The 19032-nt window shown below is 75.4% G+C and carries 14 protein-coding genes; 8 read left to right on the forward strand and 6 right to left on the reverse strand.

The window, feature by feature from the left end:
- Nucleotides 1–16: 16 nt before the first annotated feature.
- On the reverse strand, nucleotides 17–838 hold the full coding sequence (locus tag FHU37_RS17460) for an alpha/beta fold hydrolase (RefSeq protein ID WP_179815092.1): 822 nt from the start codon (nucleotides 836–838) through the stop codon (nucleotides 17–19).
- Between the two features lie 280 nt (nucleotides 839–1118).
- Here FHU37_RS17460 and FHU37_RS17465 point away from each other — a divergent pair, with 280 nt between their 5' ends.
- Together FHU37_RS17465 and FHU37_RS17470 are read left to right on the forward strand one after the other, a co-directional pair.
- Nucleotides 1119–2459, forward strand: a complete 1341-nt coding sequence (locus FHU37_RS17465) for an aminotransferase-like domain-containing protein (RefSeq protein WP_179815093.1) — start codon at nucleotides 1119–1121, stop codon at nucleotides 2457–2459.
- A 116-nt stretch (nucleotides 2460–2575) separates the two neighbouring features.
- Nucleotides 2576–3232, forward strand: coding sequence for a GOLPH3/VPS74 family protein (locus FHU37_RS17470; protein WP_179815094.1), 657 nt, complete (start codon nucleotides 2576–2578; stop codon nucleotides 3230–3232).
- 24 nt (nucleotides 3233–3256) lie between these two features.
- Here FHU37_RS17470 and FHU37_RS17475 read toward each other — a convergent pair whose 3' ends face one another.
- The 4 genes from FHU37_RS17475 to gcvT all read right to left on the reverse strand — a co-directional run bounded on the left by FHU37_RS17475 (nucleotide 3257) and on the right by gcvT (nucleotide 7368).
- Nucleotides 3257–3877: a DinB family protein gene (locus FHU37_RS17475; protein WP_179815095.1), complete on the reverse strand. Its 621-nt coding sequence runs from the start codon at nucleotides 3875–3877 to the stop codon at nucleotides 3257–3259.
- A 272-nt stretch (nucleotides 3878–4149) separates the two neighbouring features.
- Nucleotides 4150–5418 carry a serine hydroxymethyltransferase gene (gene glyA / locus FHU37_RS17480; protein WP_179815096.1) on the reverse strand — a complete coding sequence of 423 codons (1269 nt, stop codon included), beginning with the start codon at nucleotides 5416–5418 and terminating at the stop codon, nucleotides 4150–4152.
- Nucleotides 5419–5744: 326 nt separating this feature from the next.
- Nucleotides 5745–6128, reverse strand: a complete 384-nt coding sequence (gene gcvH, locus FHU37_RS17485) for a glycine cleavage system protein GcvH (protein ID WP_179815097.1) — start codon at nucleotides 6126–6128, stop codon at nucleotides 5745–5747.
- Between the two features lie 115 nt (nucleotides 6129–6243).
- Nucleotides 6244–7368 (reverse strand): glycine cleavage system aminomethyltransferase GcvT, encoded by a 1125-nt coding sequence (gene gcvT, locus FHU37_RS17490; RefSeq protein ID WP_179815098.1) that lies wholly within the window; start codon nucleotides 7366–7368, stop codon nucleotides 6244–6246.
- 393 nt (nucleotides 7369–7761) lie between these two features.
- Here gcvT and FHU37_RS17495 point away from each other — a divergent pair, with 393 nt between their 5' ends.
- From FHU37_RS17495 to mnmA, 4 genes are all read left to right on the forward strand, one after another.
- Nucleotides 7762–8634 carry a P-loop nucleotide/nucleoside kinase family protein gene (locus FHU37_RS17495; RefSeq protein WP_179815099.1) on the forward strand — a complete coding sequence of 291 codons (873 nt, stop codon included), beginning with the start codon at nucleotides 7762–7764 and terminating at the stop codon, nucleotides 8632–8634.
- 207 nt (nucleotides 8635–8841) lie between these two features.
- Entirely contained in the window at nucleotides 8842–9582 is a 741-nt protein-coding gene (locus FHU37_RS17500; protein WP_179815100.1) for an enhanced serine sensitivity protein SseB C-terminal domain-containing protein, read from the forward strand.
- A gap of 77 nt (nucleotides 9583–9659) precedes the next feature.
- Nucleotides 9660–10838 (forward strand): cysteine desulfurase family protein, encoded by a 1179-nt coding sequence (locus FHU37_RS17505; protein ID WP_179815101.1) that lies wholly within the window; start codon nucleotides 9660–9662, stop codon nucleotides 10836–10838.
- A 154-nt stretch (nucleotides 10839–10992) separates the two neighbouring features.
- A complete protein-coding gene (gene mnmA / locus FHU37_RS17510) occupies nucleotides 10993–12231 on the forward strand; it encodes a tRNA 2-thiouridine(34) synthase MnmA (RefSeq protein WP_179815102.1) in 1239 nt (412 codons plus the stop codon).
- Nucleotides 12232–12259: 28 nt separating this feature from the next.
- On the opposite strand, the gene FHU37_RS17515 is transcribed toward mnmA, so the two are convergent.
- Nucleotides 12260–14167, reverse strand: a complete 1908-nt coding sequence (locus tag FHU37_RS17515; RefSeq protein WP_312892653.1) for an NAD-binding protein — start codon at nucleotides 14165–14167, stop codon at nucleotides 12260–12262.
- A gap of 244 nt (nucleotides 14168–14411) precedes the next feature.
- Between FHU37_RS17515 and FHU37_RS28335 the strand changes: the two genes are divergently transcribed.
- Both FHU37_RS28335 and ligA read left to right on the forward strand, forming a co-directional pair.
- On the forward strand, nucleotides 14412–15632 hold the full coding sequence (locus tag FHU37_RS28335; protein ID WP_246451000.1) for a methionine synthase: 1221 nt from the start codon (nucleotides 14412–14414) through the stop codon (nucleotides 15630–15632).
- A 1-nt stretch (nucleotide 15633) separates the two neighbouring features.
- Entirely contained in the window at nucleotides 15634–17985 is a 2352-nt protein-coding gene (ligA, locus tag FHU37_RS17525) for an NAD-dependent DNA ligase LigA (RefSeq protein ID WP_179815104.1), read from the forward strand.
- The last annotated feature ends 1047 nt before the right edge of the window (nucleotides 17986–19032 follow it).

A 19032-nucleotide genomic window follows, 5' to 3' on the forward strand; every position in this document is an offset into this window, starting at 1 on the left:
CGCGCACACCCGGCGATCACTCGCCGTCGACCTCCTTCAGCAGCGCACGCAGCGCCTGGTTGAACTCGGCTGGCCGCTCCAGATTTGGCATGTGCGCGGCACCCGGAATGACGGTGAGGGTCGACCCCGGGATGAGGCGGTGCATCAGCTCGGCGTCCGCGACCGGAGTGAACTCGTCGTCCCTGCCCACCGCGATCAGCGTCGGCACCGAGACGCCGGTGAGCGAGTCCGTGTAGTCGGGACGCTCGGCCCGCCCCCGAAGCGCCGCCGCCGCGCCCTGCGCGGGCGTGCTGCACATCATCGCCAGCACGTGCTCGGCGACCGCCGGCAGCGCCTCGATGTTGTACGGCGCCACCATCCGCGGCAGCACTTCCTCGGCGTACCCCCGCAGGCCCTCCCGGACCAGCCGGTCGGCCATCTCGTGGCGCCACCGCCGGCCCTCGGCGGTCTCGGCGACGGGTGAGGTGTCGGCGAGCAGCAGCCCCCGCACCCGCTCGGGAAAGCGGCGGTGGAACTCCATCACGATCTGACCGCCCATGGACAGCCCGCCGACCACCGCCTCGCCGACCCCCAGGTGGTCCAGCAGGGCGGCGACGTCCCCGGCGAAGGCGGCCAGCGGCGTGACCCCGGGGACCACCTCGCTGGCGCCGTAACCGCGCAGGTCCGGGGTGATCACCCGACGGCCGGCCGCGGCGAACTCGGCCACCTGCGGCCCCCACATCGACCGGTCGAAGGGGTGGCCGTGGATCAGCACCAGCGGCACCCCCTCGCCCGGCTCGCCCCGAACGGCCGAGTCGTAGTACCCGATGGTGATCCCACCCACCGACGCCGTGCTCACCAGACCCACCTCTTTCCCCACCGCCGCGGCCGGGCCGCCGGGGGAGTGCGCGACCCCCCGTGCCCGGGTGACGGCTCGATGCTGTGACAGCTCGATGCTATTGAGGAGAAAGAGCGAGTGCAATAATTATATTGCTCTCGGTGCAATATGCTTGGTCCCTCACACGACGACCGTCGCCGTCGCCGGGACCACCCGGCACGCGCACCGCCGCCCCACCCCGGCACCGCCGAGACCGCGGCGCGGACGCGGGGCGCGCGCGGACGAGGAGGGGTGGCAGCCCATGGAGGACTACCGACTGGTCGCCGACGCGGTGGCGGCCGACATCGCGGCGGGACGGCTGCGCCCCGGGGACCGCCTCCTCCCGCAGCGCGCCTTCGCCCGCCAGCGCGGCATCGCCAACTCCACCGCCAACCGCGTCTACCGCGAACTCGCCCGCCGCGGCCTCGTCGTCGGCGAGGTCGGCCGCGGCACCTTCGTCCGGGCTGCCCCGCGCACCGCCGGCCCCGCCCTCGCCGAGCCCGCCGCGGCGCGGATCGACCTGGAGCTGAACTACCCCCTCGTTCCCGAGCAGTCCGAGCTCCTCGCGCGCGGGCTGGCCCACCTCGCCCGCCCCGACGCGCTCGCCGGCGCCATGCGCCCGATCGGCCCCACCGGGACACCGCGGGCCCGCGAGGCCGCCGCCGCGCTGCTCACCCGGGCCGGCTGGGCCCCGGCCCCGGAACGGCTGCTGTTCGCCGCCAACGGCCGGGCCGCGATCGCCGCGGCCGTCGCCGCGCTGGTCCGCCCCGGCGAACGCCTTGGAGTCGAGGCGCTCACCTACCCCCAGTTCAAGTCAATCGCGGCACGCCTCGGTGCAATCCTGGTCCCGCTGGCCACCGACGAGTCCGGCCTGCGCCCCGACGCCCTCGCCGCCGCCCACCGCGGCGCGCCGCTGCGCGCCGTCTACCTGCAGCCGACGCTGCACAACCCGCTCGGCGTCACCATGCCCGAGCGGCGCCGGGCCGAACTGGCCCGCGAACTGCGCCGCATGGACGCCTACGCGATCGAGGACACCATCTGGGCCTTCCTGACCGACGGGCCGCCACCGCTCGCCGCCCTGGCGCCGGAGCGCACCATCCTCGTCGACAGCCTCTCCAAACGCCTCGCCCCCGGCCTCGCCGTGGGGTTCGCGGTGACCCCGGCGAGCGTGGCCGACCGCGTCGCCGCCGCCCTGCGCTCGGGCGCCTGGGCGGCCACCGGGGTCGCCCTCGACGCCGCGACCCGCTGGATCGCCGACGGCACGGTCGGGGTGATCGGCGAGGCCAAGCGCCGGGACGCGGCGGACCGGCAGCGCCTGGTCCACCGGCACCTGGCCGGCTTCACCGTGCGCGCCGATCCGCACGCCTACTACTGCTGGTGGGAGCTGCCCGAGCCGTGGCGGGCGGACACCTTCGTCGCCGCGGCGGCCCGGCGGGGGATCGCCGTCACCCCGGGCGCCGCGTTCGTCGTCGGCCCCCGCGCGGCGCCGGGCGCGGTGCGCATCGGCATCGCCTCACCGCCGACCGAGACGCTCGACCGGGCGCTGGAGACGCTCGCCGCCATCGCCCACGGCGCCCCGGAGGACGCCGCCACGGTGGAATAGCCCACCGGCGGCCCTCGTCGCGGGCACATCCGGCCAAGATCCACCCGATCGAGTGACCCGGTCGGGCGCGCGATCGCGGCATGATGGAGGAGAACCACACGGGGAGGGACAACGACATGGACGTCACACTGAGCGAGCAGATCCTGTTGCTCTCGCTGGACGACGAGACGGGGGCGCGCGGCGAGCAGCAGCGGACGGACGCCGCGATCGCCGCGGGCCTGCTGCTGGAGTTGGCCCTGGCCGGCCGGATCGACGTCTCCGACGGCCGCGTGGTCGTACGGGACGAAACCCCGCTCGGCGTTCCCGCCCTGGACGCAGCCCTCGCCAGGCTCGCCAAGCTGAAGAAGCCCGGCAAGACCAAGGACTGGGTCTACCTGCTCACCCGGGACGCCGTGGCCGGCGCCCGCCAGGGCCTGCTGGACAAGGGCCTGGTCCGGGAGGAGACCCGGCGCGTCCTCGGCATCTTCCCGATCCGCCGCTACCCCGAGGCCGACGGCCGGCCGGAGGAGGAACTGCGCGCCCGGCTCGCCCGCGTCGTGCTCGACGCCGAGGAGCCCGACGAGCGCACGGCCGCCCTGATAGCCGTGCTGCACGGCGCCAAGCTGCACCGCTTCGTCTTCCCCGAGGCCGACCGGCAAGCGGTGAAGCAGCGCATGGCACAGGTGGCGGAAGGCAGCTGGGCCCCACCAGCCGTCCGCAAGGCCATCGAGGCCGTGCACGCCGCCGTCGTGGCCAGCGTCATAACCGCCACGACCGTGGTGGCGACCTCCTAGACCCGCCGGCGGCTCAGCGGCGGCTCAGCCGCGGCGCGCCCGGAACAGGTCACGGAGCAGGGCGATCTCGGCACCGTGGTGCAGCAGTTCCTGGTTGACCCACCAGACCGTGTCGATGAACGGGTCCTCCGGGTCGCTGCCGTGGGGGTAGGTGCTGTGCCCGACCGTGTCGAGCGCGGTGTCGTCGGCGCCCAGCAACGCCTCCCGCCAGGCCTTGGCCCCGGCGTCGAAGGCCGCGATGGCGCCGGCGGCGTCTCCGCTGACGGAGTAGTCGTCCCGGGTCAGCGTGTGGCTGCCCACCGTGTGGTCGGCGCGGAGGGTGAGCATCTCGCTGAGGTGAGTCAGGCGCCACGCGATGGTGGTGAACGGTGGCGGTTCGGGATGCGGGGCCGGCGCGGCGTCACGTCCCCAGTCCCCGGCACCGGTCAGATGGGTGGCGCGCGCCCCCGGACCGTCCGACCGCCGCCGGACCGACCAGCAGCCCGGCACCGGCTCCCAGAAGTACTCCTCGTCGGTCAGCGGAGTGACCGCGACGTCTGTCCCGTTGCCGCTGTCCACGACTGGTCCGGCCATCCGGCCGAGGAGGCGCTCGTACGCGAAGTCGAACTGCTCCAGCAACGGGACCAGGCGTGGCGGTGTCGTCATCGGCGCTCCTGCGGTGGGACTGGTGGGGACGGGGCCTGACCTACCGGTCCGCCACCCTGCCACACCCACGTCCCCGGGCGCGCCCCGATTTCCCGGGCCCGGAGCAGGTGCCTTCTAAGCACTTGGTCGCGAATGCGCGCCGCCGTGGTGAGGGCGCGTCGGGGCGCCTTCACCACGGCGGTCACACCTGGGGCTTCGCGAACTCGGCGAGAGGGGGCGTGTGACGCCCCGACCGCCGACGGCGTGCGTCGCTCAGCTCGCGCTGAACGCGGTCACAGCCCCGGGTAGAGCGGGTACTTCTCCGCGAGGGCGGTGACGCGGGTGCGCAGCGCGGCCGCGAGCTCGTCGGTGAAGTCGGGGGTGAGGGCCTGGGCGATGATGTCGGCGACCTCGGTGAAGTCCTCCGTCTGGAAGCCCCGGGTGGCGAGGGCGGGGGTGCCGATGCGCAGACCGGAGGTGACCATCGGCGGACGGGGGTCGAAGGGGACGGCGTTGCGGTTGACGGTGATGCCGATGGAGTGCAGGCGGTCCTCGGCCTGCTGACCGTCGAGGGTGGAGTCGCGGAGGTCGACGAGGACGAGGTGGACGTCGGTGCCGCCGGTGAGGACGGAGATGCCGGCGTCGGTGACGTCGGGTTGGGTGAGCCGGTCGGCCAGGATGCGGGCGCCGGCCAGGGTGCGGGTCTGGCGCTCCCTGAAGTCGTCGCCGGCGGCGACCTTGAAGGCGACGGCCTTGGCGGCGATGACGTGCTCCAGGGGCCCGCCCTGCTGGCCGGGGAAGACCGCCGAGTTGATCTTCTTGGCGAGTTCGGCGGTGCTGAGGATGACGCCACCGCGAGGCCCACCCAGGGTCTTGTGGGTGGTGGTGGTGACGACGTGGGCGTGAGGAACGGGAGAGGGGTGGAGACCAGCGGCGACGAGACCGGCGAAGTGCGCCATGTCGACCATGAGGTAGGCGCCGACCTCATCGGCGATGCGGCGGAAGGCAGCGAAGTCGAGCTGGCGGGGGTAGGCGGACCAGCCCGCGACGATCAGCTTGGGGCGGTGCTCCTTGGCGAGGCGTTCGACCTCGGCCATGTCGACGCGGTAGTCCTCGGCGGAGACCTGGTAGGGGACGACGTTGTAGAGCTTGCCCGAGAAGTTGATCTTCATCCCGTGGGTGAGGTGGCCGCCGTGGGCGAGGCTGAGGCCGAGGATGGTGTCACCGGGCTGGAGGAGGGCGAACATGGCGGCGGCGTTGGCCTGCGCGCCGGAGTGCGGCTGGACGTTGGCGGCCTCGGCGCCGAACAGGGCCTTGACCCGGTCGATGGCGAGCTGCTCGATGACGTCGACGTGCTCGCAGCCACCGTAGTAGCGGCGCCCGGGGTACCCCTCGGCGTACTTGTTGGTGAGGACCGAGCCCTGCGCCTCAAGCACGGCCAGCGGGGCGAAGTTCTCGGAGGCGATCATCTCCAGCGTGGTCTGCTGGCGCTTGAGCTCGGCGTCGACAGCGGCCGCGACCTCGGGGTCGACATCGCTGAGGTGGCTGTTGAGGACCGTCACGGGGGTGAATCTCCAGTCGGGTGTGGCGGGGCCGGGATGGAACGCCGAGGCGTGGAACGCCGGTGACCGGCGGTTGGGTACCGGGTCACGGGGCCGCCGCTGCGGCCGCCCCGTGGCGGGGTGGGCGTCGTACCGGGAAGCCGGGAAGGGACAGGGCGGAAAGGGACGGGCGGGAGCGGAAGGGACGGGCGGACGGGCGCGAGGAGCGGGCGGGCAGCGGACGGGCGGGACGAGGGGCGGGCGGAGGGGCGGCGGGCGGGGCGAGGAGCGGGTGGGCGGAGGACGGGGAGGGTGGGAGGGGGGAGGGGAGGGGAGGGGAGGGGGGATCAGCCCTCGGCGAAGGCCGTGTACTCCTCGGCGCTCAGCAGTTCGGCGGTGCCCGCGTCGTCCGACACGCGGACCCGGAACAGCCATCCCTCGGTGAACGGGCCCTCGTTGACCAGCCCCGGGTTCTCCTGCACCTCCGCGTTGACCTCCACGACCTCACCGGAGACCGGCGAGTACAGGTCGCTCACCGACTTGGTGGACTCCAGCTCGCCACAGGTCTCACCGGCCGACACGGTGTCGCCGACACTCGGGAGCTCGACGTGGACCACGTCCCCGAGGGCGTCAGCCGCGTGCTTGGTGATGCCCACGGTCACGGTGTCCCCGTCGCCGAGGGAGACCCACTCGTGCTCCTTGCTGTACTTCAGGTGCGGCGGGTTGCTCATGGCGTAATTCTGCCCCATCTGTGCGGGGCACCCGGGAGGATGGGCCGGGTGCCGGTGTGTCCCGAAACGGGTTTCCCGAACGGGCGGAAAGGTGTGCCGGTGTCAGGTGGGTGAGTCAGCGCCGACGCTGGTAGAACGGCAGCGGGACGACCCGCGCCTCCTCGGGGCGGCCGCGCACGTCGATGGCGACCACCGTGTCGGGGTGGGACATCGCCGGCGGCACGTAGGCCATCGCGATCGGCTCGCCCAGGGTCGGCGACGGCGCGCCGGAGGTCACCTCGCCGACCGGTTCCCCGGTGGCCGGATCCAGCACGGCGTAGCCGGCGCGCGGCACGCGCCGACCGGAGGTGCGCAGCCCCACCAGGGCCCGCCCCGGCCCCTCGGCGGCGATCCGCTCCAGCGCGGCTCGGCCGACGAAGTCGACGCCGCCGCCCGCCTTGTCGAAGCGCACGGTGCGGCCGAGTCCCGCGTCGAAGGGCGTGGTCGAGCGGTTCAGCTCGTGGCCGTACAGCGGCATCCCGGCCTCCAGCCGCAGGGTGTCGCGGCAGGACAGCCCCGCCGGCACCAGGCCGGCGCCCGCGCCCCGCTCCAGCAGGCCGCGCCACAGGGCCTCCGCGTCGCCGGGCGCGCAGAACAGTTCGAAGCCGTCCTCGCCGGTGTATCCGGTGCGGGCGAGCAGCACGGCCCGGCCCAGCACGGTGGCGGGGACCGCCGCGTAGTAGCGCAGGGCCTCCAGCTCGGCGTCGCACACCTCCGCCACGATGCCGGCGGCGGCCGGCCCCTGGACCGCGATCAGCGCGTACCGCTCCCGGTCGTCCCGCACCTCGGCGTCGTACCCGGCGGCGCGTTCGGTGAGCGCGTGGACCACCACGTCGGTGTTGGCGGCGTTGGCCACCACCAGGTACTCGTTCCCGCCGGTGCGGTAGACGATCAGGTCGTCGAGGACGCCGCCGTCCTCGGCGCAGATCATCGTGTAGCGGGCGCGTCCGACGGCCAGGCCGGAGATGTCGCCGATCAGGGCGGCGTCCAGGGCGGGGGCGGCCTCGGGCCCGAGCACGGTGACCTCTCCCATGTGGGAGAGGTCGAACAGGCCGGCCCGGGTGCGGACCGCCTGGTGTTCCTCGCGTTCGCTGGTGTAGCGCAGCGGCATCCGCCAGCCGGCGAAGTCGGTCATGGTGGCGCCGAGTTCCGTGTGCACCGCCGCCAGGGGGGTCTCCCGCGTGGTGGGGGAGGTCTCCAAAGCTCAGCTCCTCGTCGTGGTGTGCCCACCGGCCGGGGGTGGGGCCGTGGGGTGTCCGCTCCGGGCCGGCCGCGGGCCGGTGACCGTCGGTCGGCCCGGAGGCGTGTCGCCCCCGGGCCGACCTGGCACGATCATCGCTCATGGCGGCCCTGCCCGGTGTGCGGGGTCCGCGGCACGCCGGGCCGGTCACCCTGCCGTCCCGGGGCACGGGACGCGCCCGGCGCGGGGGAGCGGCGCGCGACGCCTCGGGAAAGGCCGTGGGTTTTACGATCCCTTGAAGGAGAATCTTGAAGGAACAACTGGTGCCGTAACAGACGTGCACCAGCACCGCACGGGGCACGCATTCCAGCAGACCCCGGGGCACCGCTCCGGGCAGAGCTCTACGGGGGACGCATGGCAGCGATACCAGCGACAGGCCGCCCACCGCGCGTGGCGGGCGCGGCGGCCGGCACGGCGGTGCCGGCGGCCATCCCGGCCGTCACCACATCCACCATCCGCACCCCTGCCGCGGTCGCCGGGTCGGCCGGGGCGGTGGTGATCGATCTGCGGGGACGGTCGGACACCCGTCAGCTGGACTACCCGGCGGGCGACGTGCTGATCGTCTCCGGTCTGCCGGGCAGCGGCAAGAGCACCCTGATGCGGCGGCTGCTGCCGGTCGTCGACGCCCCGGAGCAGAGTGGGACGGAGCAGGCCGAGCGGACGGAGCGGCCCGGAAAGGCGGGGCCGGCGGCCTGCGCGGGCGGCGCCGTCCCGTTCCTGGACTCGCAGGAGGTGCGGGAGCGCTGGGCGGCCGCGCTCCCGGCCGCGCTGCCGTACGCCCTCTACCGCCCGATCGTGCGGGTGGCGCACTACCTGGGGGTGCTGCGGGCCCTGCGCGCCGGGGGAAGCGTGGTGGTGCACGACTGCGGGACGCTGCCGCTGGTGCGGCGCTGGATCGTGCGCACCGCCCGGGCGCAGGGGCGCGCCGCCCATCTGCTGCTGCTGGACGTGCCGCCGCTGGTGGCCCTGGCCGGCCAGCGGGTGCGTGGGCGCACGGTGACCCACTACGCGTTCCGCCGGCATCTGCGTGCCGCCCGGCGGCTGGTTGGGGCGGCCGAGGCGGGCGCGGGCCGGTTGGCGTCGGTGGGGGTGGCGAGCGTGCTGCTGCTGGACCGGCCGGCGGCCGACCAGTTGACTGGGCTGCGGTTCGGCGAGGAGTCGGCGGGGCCGGCCCGTCCGGCCGGTCCGGAGAACCGGACGTCCCCGAACGGACGCCCCCTGGCCTGACCGTCCGCGGGGGACCCGCGCGCCCGCGCCCGGGAGGCACCGCCCGGGCACCACCGGCCGGCATCACTGCCCGGGAGGCACCGCCCGGGCACCACCGGCCGTGCTCCCACGGCCGGGCGGCGGCCGCTGTCCGGGGCCGCCCCGCGGCGGGGGCCACGCCTTAGGATCGGCGCGGAGTGACGGCCCGAGGGATCGGTGGTGCGGACGATGGCGTTTCCGGAGAACGAGCTGGAGCACGCCCTGGTGGCGGCACTCGGCAATCCGCACGCCGTGCCCGACCTGGTGGAGGTGCTCTCCCGCAGCCCGGTGTGGGTCCCGCTGCCCGGCGGCCCCGGGCCCGGCGGAAGCCCGGGCGCCTCGGGGCTGAACGTCCCCACCACCCGGATCGGCGACGGCCGCTACGTCCCGGTGTTCAGCTCGGACGAGCAGTTCCGCCGGGCCGCCGGCGGCATGGCCGGCACCCTGGCGCCGGCCTGGGAGTTCGCCCGCGGCCTGCCCCCGGACATCGGCATGGTGATCAACCCGGGCGGGGAGGTGGGCATACCGCTGCCGCCGGAGGCCGTGCTGGACGTCGCCCGGGCCCGACGGCCCGATCCGTACGCGGGGCCGGTGACCGGGGGGCGGGTGCGGATGTGGGTGCCGGATCCGCGCGAGGATCCGGTGGAGTTCGTCGCCAAGGCCGCCGGGGAGCTGGCGCTGGTGCCGGTGGTGCGGACGGCGCGGCGCGCCCTGGCCCGCGTCGAGCAGGACGCGCCGATGCTGTTCGTGGCGGTCGAGATGGACCGCTACGAGCCGGAGGACCAGGTGGCGGCGACGAACGCGCTGGGGCGCGCCCTGGGCGTGGCGCCGGTGCCGTGGGGCGTCTCCATCGTCCTGCCGGACGTGGCGCAGGACCCGGTGGGGGAGTGGCTGCGCGACATGGTGGCCCCGTTCTACGTCCGGCCGTGAGGCGCGCGCCCGGTGGGGCGCTCCTCGCCGACCCGGCCGCGATCCGCCGGGGGCACGGCTCTTACACTGGCAGCACGATGCCCTACCTCGACCACGCGGCCACGACCCCGATGCTCCCGGAAGCCGTCCGGGTGATGGCCGACCACCTCACCGGCGTCGGCAACGCCTCCTCGCTGCACGCGGCCGGCCGGCGTGCCCGCCGCGTCCTGGAGGAGTCCCGGGAGGCGCTGGCCGCCGCGGCCGGCGCCCGCCCCGGCGAGGTGGTGTTCACCTCCGGCGGCACGGAGGCGGACAACCTCGCGGTCAAGGGCCTGTACTGGGAGCGGCGTGCCGCCGACCCGGCCCGCCGCCGGGTGCTGGCCAGCCCGGTGGAGCACCACGCGGTGCTGGACGCCGTGGAGTGGCTGGAGCGCCACGAGGGCGCCCGGGTGGACTGGCTGCCGGTCGACGGCCACGGCCGGGTGCACCCGGAGGCGCTGCGCGAGGCGATCGGGCGGAACCCGGCGGACGTCGCGCTGGTCACCGTGATGTGGGCGAACAACGAGGTGGGCACGGTCCAGCCGATCCGGGAGCTGGCCGGGGTGGCGCGGGAGTACGGGATCCCGATGCACGCGGACGCCGTGCAGGCGTTCGGCCAGCTCCCCGTCTCCTTCGCCGAATCCGGCCTGGACGCCGTCACGCTGAGCGCCCACAAGATCGGCGGGCCGATCGGGATCGGCGCGCTGCTGCTGGGGCGCGGGCACACTCCCGTGCCGCTGCTGCACGGCGGCGGGCAGGAGCGGGACGTCCGCTCCGGCACGCTGGACGTCCCGGCCGCCGCCGCCTTCGCCACCGCCGCCACCATCGCCGAGGAGCGCCGCCCGGAGCACGTGCGGCACGTCGCCGCGCTCCGCGACGAGCTGGTGCGGCGGGTCCGTGAGGCGGTGCCGGACGCGGTGCTCAACGGCGATCCCGGACCGGGGACGGGGGCCCGCCTGCCGGCGAACGCGCACTTCACCTTCCCCGGCTGCGAGGGTGACTCGCTGCTGCTGCTGCTGGACGCCCGCGGCATCGAGTGCTCCACCGGATCGGCCTGCTCCGCCGGGGTCGCCCAGCCGAGCCACGTGCTGCTGGCCATGGGGCAGAGCCCGGAGCGTGCGCGCGGCTCGCTGCGGTTCTCCTTCGGGCACACCTCCACCGAGGAGGACGTGGCGGCGGTGGCGGAGGCCATCGGCCCGGCCGTGGAGCGCGCCCGCCGCGCCGGCGCCGCCGTCTGACCCGGCGCACCCGCCGACCTCCCCGCTCCGGGGATCACGTCGCGCCGGTCCGCGTCCCGCCGTGGCCCACCCGGCCGGGCGGACCAGGTGCGGGGCCGGCGGCCCACGAGGGCGTGGCAGCGCGCCGCGCCGGGCTCGTACTCTGGTACGCATCATGAGCCACAGCCCCGCCTCCCAGCCCGCGCCCGCCGACCGCCCGGCCGGCGCCCCAGCCGCCACGCCCGCCGGGGACCCGGCAGCGAGAACGGCGGGCGGCACCACCGGCCGTCCGCTGCGGGTGCTCGCAGCCATGTCCGGCGGGGTGGACTCCGCGGTGGCCGCCGCCCGCGCCGTCGAGGCCGGGCACGACGTCACCGGCGTGCACCTGGCGCTGTCCACCAACCCGCAGTCCTTCCGCACCGGCGCGCGCGGCTGCTGCACCCTGGAGGACTCCCGGGACGCCCGCCGCGCCGCCGACGTCATCGGCATCCCGTTCTACGTCTGGGACCTCGCCGAGCGGTTCCGGCAGGACGTGGTGGAGGACTTCTACGCGGAGTACGCCGCCGGACGCACCCCGAACCCCTGCCTGCGCTGCAACGAGAAGATCAAGTTCGCCGCGCTGCTGGACCGCGCCCTGGCCCTCGGCTTCGACGCCGTGTGCACCGGCCACTACGCGCGCGTGGTGGAGCGCACCGGGGCCGACGGCACGGTCACCCGCGAGCTGCACCGCGCCGTGGACCCGGGCAAGGACCAGTCGTACGTGCTGGGCGTGCTGGACGCCGAGCAGCTCGCGCACGCGATGTTCCCGCTGGGCGACACCACCAAGGACGCCGTCCGCGAGGAGGCGGAGCGGCGCGGGCTGGCGGTCGCCCGCAAGCCGGACAGCCACGACATCTGCTTCATCGCCGACGGCGACACCCAGGGGTTCCTGGCCCGCCGGCTGGGCAGCCGCCCCGGCGCCATCGTGGACACCGAGGGACGGCAGGTCGGCACCCACGAGGGAACCCACGGCTTCACCGTCGGCCAGCGCCGGGGCCTGCGCATCGGCACCCCGGCGCCCGACGGCAAGCCCCGGTACGTGCTGGACATCTCGCCGGTGGACAACACGGTCACGGTCGGCCCGGCGGACGCCCTGGACGTGACCGCCCTGACCGGCATCCGGCCCCGCTGGTGCGGCACCCCGCCGGTCGGCAGCGGCAGCTACACGGCGCAGCTGCGGGCCCACGGCGAGGAGGTGCCGGTGACCGCCGAGTTCGCCGCCGACGCCGGTGAGCTGCGGGTCACCCTCCAGCGCCCGGCCCGCGGGATCGCCCCCGGGCAGGCCGTGGTGCTCTACGACGGCACGCGCGTCGTCGGCTCCGCCACCATCGACCGCACCCGCCGCCGCCCGGAGGAGCCCGCCCCGGCCTCCTGACGGCCGGCCGCGCCGCCGCCCGCCGCGATCAGCTGTCCCCGGGCGGGGGGAAGGTGGGCGTCCACTCGTCGCTGGTGCGCTGCAGCAGGCCGCCCAGGCCCTGCCGGGTGGCGACGACCACCAGCCGGTCCGCCTCGCCCAGCACGTACTCCCGGGGCGGTCCCCACAGCAGCCCCGACGGCATGAACTGCTCGCCGGTGTCGGGCGGCAGGCCGAGGTCGCGGCGGCGCTCCGCCACGCCGGTCAGGTCCAGGGCCAGGATCCGCCACATGCCCGGCCGGTCCGCCTGCGAGATTGTCAGCCCGGCCATCTCCGGCCGGTCCGCCACGTCCACCACCGCCACCAGCAGCACCCGCCGGCCGATCGGGATCGCGCCGATCACCTGGCGCCCCATCATCGCCCCGGCGAAGGTGGGTGCCGCCAGGTAGGAGACGCTGCGGCTCCTGGTCACCGCGCGCGGGTAGGAGTCACGCATCGCCCGGTAGACGGCGGTGGCGAAGCCGTCGTCGAACAGCCGCATCACCACCCGCAGGTCCTCGCGCTCCTCGCGGGCGGCGAGCGCCGCCTCCAGGTTGGTGGTCTCGTCGCTGGTCATCGTCATCAGCGCCCGGCTGCGCCCGACCCGGGCCTCGGCCAGCACCTCGGGGGAGGTGGCGTCGCCGATCACCACCGGCACCCGGGCCTCGCGGGCCCGTTCGATGCCGCGGGCCTGCGGATCCCGCTCCACGCACACCACGGGCACCCGCAGTTCGCACAGCCGGTCCAGCACCCGGGTGCCCACGTTTCCCAGCCCCACGACCACCACGTGCCCGGTCAGGTTGCGCGGTGGGCGGCGCATCGAGGAGGCCGCCCGGAAGGAGCTCATGTTCTCCAGCACCACCGCGAGCAGCAGGGGGATCAGCGCCATGCCGCTGAGCGCGGTCAGCACCTGGAGGACCTGCCGCTCCCATCCCATGCCGAGCGCCGGTTCGGCCAGGCCCAGCACGTCCAGCAGCGCCACGTACAGCGAGCTGAGCGGCGCGTAGTCGGTGGACAGCCAGGTGAGCAGCGCGTACAGGAGCACCATGCCGGCGACCGCCGCGAACGCGGCCTGGAGCCGCCGGGAGAACAGGATGCCGAACGGCAGCCCCGGCAGGCGCTGGGAGAGCGGGGTGCCCCGCGGGGCGAACCGGTCGGGCAGCCGCTCCAGCCCCACCCGCACCGTGTTCGGCGGGGCTTCGGCGATCTGTCGCTGACTGGGCAGCAGCAGCGGTTCGTCCAGGCCCGTGGCGCTGCCGGCGCCGCCGGCCTGGGCGGTCGCCTCGGCGGGGCGCAGCGCCAGCGTGCTGAGCAGGCGTCCCCCGGGGACGTGCTGCTGGGGGTACTCGGCGGTGCGCAGCACCCGCCCGTCCACCTCCAGGGTGTGCCCGTGCCCGACCAGGGCGGCGGTCACCATGGCCGGCGCGGCGGTCGCCGAGGCGGACAGCACCGTCGTCGTCGCCTCCGACGCGTACCCGGCGCTGAGCGCCGCCTTGTCCAGCAGTTCCCGCACCCGCTTGCCGAGGCTGCGGTTGAAGACCCGCACCACCAGCCGCAGCCGGGGGTTGAGCCGGCGTGCCCGCAGCGCGGTGTGGATGTTGGCCTGGTCGTCGCCGGAGGTGAGCGCCAGTGCCACGGCCCGCTCGACGCCGGCGCGCCGTAACGCGTCGTCGTCGACGGTCGCCGCCTCGACGATCCGCACCGACAGCGCCGGGTCGCGGGCCAGGGCCTCGATCCCCGGGCCGTGGTTGCGCTGCCGGGAGGGCAGCAGCACGGTGACCGGTTCCGCGTACAACCGGGCGAGCTCGGTGGTCAGCCGCAGGGCCAACGGGTTGTCGCCGCACACCACGAGGTGGCCGCTGGGCTGCGGCCGCAGGCGCTGCCGGAGCTGGCTGGGGACGTTCGGGATGACGGACACGCGCGAGATCATCCCGGACGCCGGGGCGGGACACCAGCGGGTCGGTGGACGTCCGTGGGGGGATCGCTCCGGTCCCGGCCGCGCGGGCGCCGGCGCCGTCCTCCCGGGGGCGCGGGGAGACGGCCCGCCCCCCGGGGGACGGGGACTCGTCTGGGGAGGGGCGGCGCGCGAGGCCCGCCGCGCGCGGTGGGCGCGGCGATCTCCTACGCTTCCCCGGGTGAGCACGGATTCCTCCTTCCCCCAGATGTCCGGAGCCGCCACCGGTGTGGGCTCGATGCCGGGCACGGACGTCCGCGAGGCCGTCCGTACCGTGGTCGGCGCGCTGGAGCAGCTGCCCCACCTGCCCGAGCTGCCGGCGCGTGGCCCCGGCGCGGACATGCTCGGCCGCACCCTGGGCCTGCTGGCCGAGTTGCACGCGCAGGTGGAGCCGTCCGGGTGGCGGATCACCGACCGGCCCGGCCGGGACATGCGCCGCGCCGCGGCCTGGATGCGCGAGGACCTCGACACCCTGGAGGAGTTCACCCAAGGGTACGAGGGGGCGCTGAAGGTGCAGGTCGTCGGGCCGTGGACGCTCGCCGCCGGCACGGAGCTGCGTTCCGGTGAGCCGGCGCTGTCGGACGCCGGCGCCTGCCGCGACCTGGCCGCCTCGCTGGTCGAGGGGGTGCGCGACCACCTGAGGGCGCTGGCCCGGCGGATCCCGGGCGCACGGCTGCTGCTCCAGCTCGACGAGCCGTCGCTGCCGGCCGTGCTGGCCGGCGGGGTGCCCACCGCCAGCGGCTACCGGCGCGTCCCGCCGGTGGAGGCGGCGATCGTCCAGGAGGCGCTGCGCGGCGTGATCGACGCGGTGGCCGTCGCGGTCCCGCCGGCCGCCGTCCGCGCCGAGGTGGCCGAGGGCCAGGTGGCGGACCGCCACGCCCGGGACGGCCACGCCCCGGAGCACGCGGGCGCGGATCCTGAGGCGGCGCGGCGGGAGGCGGAACGGTTGGCGGCGGAGCGGGAGGCGGCGCGGATCCCGGTGGTGGTGCACTGCTGTGCCCGCCGGGTGCCGGTCGCCCTGCTGCGCCGGGCCGGTGCCCGGGGCGTGTCGCTGGACGTCGCGCTGCTCTCCCAGGAGCAGGACGACGAGATCGCCGAGGCCGTGGAGTCCGGGGTCCGGCTGTTCGCCGGGGCCGTTCCCACCTCGCTGACCAGCGCCGCCGCGCGCGCGTCGGCGCCCGCCACCCCGTCGGCGCAAGCCGGCGCGACACCGCGTCCGGCCCGCGATCCGTTGTCGGACCCGGCCGGTAGCGTCAGTGGTGTCAGGGCGCTGTGGCGCCGGATCGGGCTTCCCCCCACCTCGCTGGCCACCTCGGTGGTGGTCACCCCTGCCTGCGGGTTGGCCGGGGCCGATCCGGGCTACGCCCGCCGTGCCCTGGTCCACGCGGCCCGCGCCGCGAAGATCCTCGTCGACGATCCGGAGGGCTGACGTGCCGGCCGAACAGGACCAGCAATCGAAGACCGCTGCCAGCCCGGTCGAGACCGGGCCGCAGGCCGGTCCGGAAAACCCGCCGCGCGAGCCGGAGGCCGAGCCCGCCGCCGCCGGGCCGGGCGCGCCCACCGAGGCGCGGGAGCGCCACGCCCGGCTCGCCCGCGAGGTGGACGAGCACCGCTTCCGCTACTACGTCAAGGACGCCCCGGTCGTCAGCGACGCCGAGTTCGACGCGCTGATGCGGGAGCTCCAGGGCATCGAGGAGCGCTACCCGGAGCTGGTGACCCCCGACTCGCCGACCCAGAAGGTCGCCGGGAGCTACGTCACCGAGTTCACCGCCGTCGACCACCTCGAACGCATGCTCAGCCTGGACAACGCGTTCGACGACGCCGAACTGGCCGCCTGGGCCGAGCGCGTCGACCGTGAGCTGGCCGCCAGCCACCCGCACTACCTGTGCGAGCTGAAGGTGGACGGCCTGGCGGTCAACCTCACCTACTCCGGCGGCCGGCTGGTGCGCGCCGCGACCCGCGGCGACGGCCGCACCGGCGAGGACATCACCCCCAACATCCGCACCATCTCCGACGTCCCCGAGCACCTCAGCGGGGACGGCGACCACCCGGTTCCGGACCTGGTGGAGATCCGCGGCGAGGTCTACTTCCCGGTGGAGGAGTTCGAGAAGCTCAACGCCCGGCTGGTCGCCGACGGCAAGCCGCCGTTCGCCAACCCGCGCAACGCCGCCGCCGGCTCGCTGCGCCAGAAGGACCCGAAGGTCACCGCCACCCGTCCGCTGCACATGGTGGTGCACGGCATCGGGGCGCTGCGCGGCGGCAGCCGCTTCGACCGCCTCTCCGAGGCGTACGAACTGCTGCGCTCCTGGGGCCTGCCGACCGCCCGGCACAACCGGGTGGTGGACTCCCTGGACGGCATCCGGGACTTCATCCGGCACTTCGGCGAGCACCGGCACTCCGTCGAGCACGAGATCGACGGGGTCGTGGTGAAGGTCGACGAGATCCCCCTCCAGGGCCGCCTCGGCGCCACCTCGCGGGCGCCGCGCTGGGCGATCGCCTGGAAGTACCCGCCGGAGGAGGTCAACACCAAGCTGCTGGACATCCGGGTCGGGATCGGCCGCACCGGGCGGGCCACCCCGTACGCGGTGATGAAGCCGGTGCGGGTGGCCGGCTCGGTCGTGGAGTACGCCACCCTGCACAACCAGGAGGTGGTCCGGGCAAAGGACGTCTGCATCGGCGACACCGTGGTGATCCGCAAGGCCGGCGACGTCATCCCCGAGGTGCTCAGCCACGTCCCCGAGCTGCGGCCGAAGGACGCCACGCCCTGGACGATGCCGGCCGAGTGCCCGGAGTGCGGCACCCCGCTGCGGCCGATGTCCGAGGGCGACGTGGACCTGCGCTGCCCGAACGCCCACGGCTGCCCGGCCCAGCTGCGCGAGCGGCTGTACTACCTCGCCCACCGCCGGGTGCTGGACATCGAGGCCCTCGGCTACGTCGCCGCCACGGCGCTGACCCAGCCGCTGGAGCCGGCCACCCCGCCGCTGCGCGACGAGTCGGGCCTGTTCGACCTGACGATGGAGCAGCTGCTGCCGATCCGGGTGGTGGTCCGCGACCCGCGCACCGGTGTCGCCAAGCGGGACCCGAAGACCGGCGAGGACAAGGTGGTGTCGTTCTTCGCCACGACGGCCGGGGCACCGAAGAAGACGGCGACGGCGCTGCTGGACAACCTCCAGGCGGTCAAGCAGCGTCCGCTGGCCCGGATCCTCGCCGCGCTGTCGATCCGGCACGTCGGCCCGGTGGTCGCCGAGGCCCTCGCCCGGGAGTTCCGGGACCTGGACCGGATCTTCGCCGCCAGCGAGGAGGAGCTCGCCGCGGCGGAGGGCGTCGGCCCGGTGGTGGCCGCCTCGGTGCGCGAGTGGTGGAGCGAGGAGTGGCACCGGGAGATCGTCCGCCGGTGGAAGGCCGCCGGGGTGCGCACCGTGGAGGAGAGCGGGGAGGAGGGGCCCCGGCCCCTGGAGGGGTTGACCGTGGTGGTCACCGGCACCCTCGCGTCGCACACCCGGGACGAGGCGAAGGAGGCGCTGACGTCCCGGGGCGCCAAGGTGACCGGCTCGGTGTCGAAGAAGACCGACTTCGTGGTGGCCGGCGACAATCCCGGATCGAAGTACGACAAGGCGCTCCAGCTCGGCGTGCCGATCCTGGACGACGCCGGGCTGACGACCCTTCTCCAGCAGGGTCCGGACGCCGCCCGGGAGGTCGCCGCGGCCCCAACGTCCCCAGCCGACGCGGGAGCAACGCAGGGCGCGCAGGGTACTCTGGACGACGGCACCACGGGCGGGTGAGCCGGGCGCTGGTCGGACGATGACGCCGGGCCGGTGCGATCGCCACCGAGGGGCCGCTGACCCGTACACGCACCGCGACCGCCCCCGCCGGACATCCGCCGCATTTCCCCCGAACGGGCTCACCCGATCGGACGAAGGGACACCATATGCGGCCGTATTCGGCCCGAATCGTTCGATACTGCTCCATTCGGGACAACCCAGCCTGTATGGCCCACCATCAGGCACCGCGTCACCCTAGGGTTGGATCCGCCGGCCGATACCGGCCGCCGACCGCCCGCTCCGGCTAGCGGCAAGCCGTCGGCGGGCAGGTGACGGCAGGCCACCGGCCACCGCCCGCGCGGGGCCCCGCCCCCCGTAACGGGAGCGGGTCCCCCGCGGCCGTCCCGGCGCGCCGCACCGGCGGGCCGGAACTGCTGGAGGATCCGACGATGGAACGGACAGGCCCCGCTCTTCCCGCAGCGACCCCTGGGCCCGTCTCTCCCGGCCGCCTGGCGGCCGGGTGGCGGCACCCCCGGCGCGGCCGGGGGCAGTTCCCCCCGCCCGCGGACCCCTCCGACGCCGGGGCCGGCGGCGAGCCCGGCCCGGCGGCGCCCGTCCTGCCCGGCCGTCGGCGACGCCGGCCACGCTGGCTCCAGCCGGAGCGGTCCGGTGCCGAGCGCCCCGCCCCCGGACCCGCCCCGGAACGGCGGGCCGACCCGGAACAGGCAATCCAGGAACCGGCGAGCCCGGACCGCGCAGGCCCGGATCGCACAGGCCCGGAGCACACCAGCGCGGACCACACGGGCCCGGAACAGGCCGGCCGGCAGCGGGCCGGCGAGCGGCCGGCCGACCGGCGACCCGGCACCGGCGGCCCACCGCGGCGGTCGGAGGTCCTCCGGCTGGCCGCGCCGCTCGGCGCCCCGCTCGTCGGCATCGCCTGCGCCCTGCTGCTCCTGTTGATAGCCCAGGTCGCGGCGGGCCTGCGGCACGGCACCGTGGTCTTCTTCGCCGCCCCCCAGCTGATCGGCTTCAGCATCCTGGCCGGCGCCGTCACCGCCTACAGCGTGC

Source organism: Allostreptomyces psammosilenae, assembly GCF_013407765.1.
Lineage (GTDB): Bacteria > Actinomycetota > Actinomycetes > Streptomycetales > Streptomycetaceae > Allostreptomyces > Allostreptomyces psammosilenae.

Excerpts from the sequence above, each read along its gene's own strand:
- FHU37_RS28335 (WP_246451000.1), top strand. The coding sequence starts at position 14,412 with ATGTCCGGAGCCGCCACCGGTGTGGGCTCGATGCCGGGCACGGACGTC.
- mnmA (WP_179815102.1), top strand. The coding sequence starts at position 10,993 with ATGAGCCACAGCCCCGCCTCCCAGCCCGCGCCCGCCGACCGCCCGGCC.
- gcvH (WP_179815097.1), bottom strand. The coding sequence starts at position 6,128 with ATGAGCAACCCGCCGCACCTGAAGTACAGCAAGGAGCACGAGTGGGTC.
- FHU37_RS17470 (WP_179815094.1), top strand. The coding sequence starts at position 2,576 with ATGGACGTCACACTGAGCGAGCAGATCCTGTTGCTCTCGCTGGACGAC.
- FHU37_RS17495 (WP_179815099.1), top strand. The coding sequence starts at position 7,762 with ATGGCAGCGATACCAGCGACAGGCCGCCCACCGCGCGTGGCGGGCGCG.
- FHU37_RS17475 (WP_179815095.1), bottom strand. The coding sequence starts at position 3,877 with ATGACGACACCGCCACGCCTGGTCCCGTTGCTGGAGCAGTTCGACTTC.
- FHU37_RS17465 (WP_179815093.1), top strand. The coding sequence starts at position 1,119 with ATGGAGGACTACCGACTGGTCGCCGACGCGGTGGCGGCCGACATCGCG.
- FHU37_RS17500 (WP_179815100.1), top strand. The coding sequence starts at position 8,842 with ATGGCGTTTCCGGAGAACGAGCTGGAGCACGCCCTGGTGGCGGCACTC.
- FHU37_RS17505 (WP_179815101.1), top strand. The coding sequence starts at position 9,660 with ATGCCCTACCTCGACCACGCGGCCACGACCCCGATGCTCCCGGAAGCC.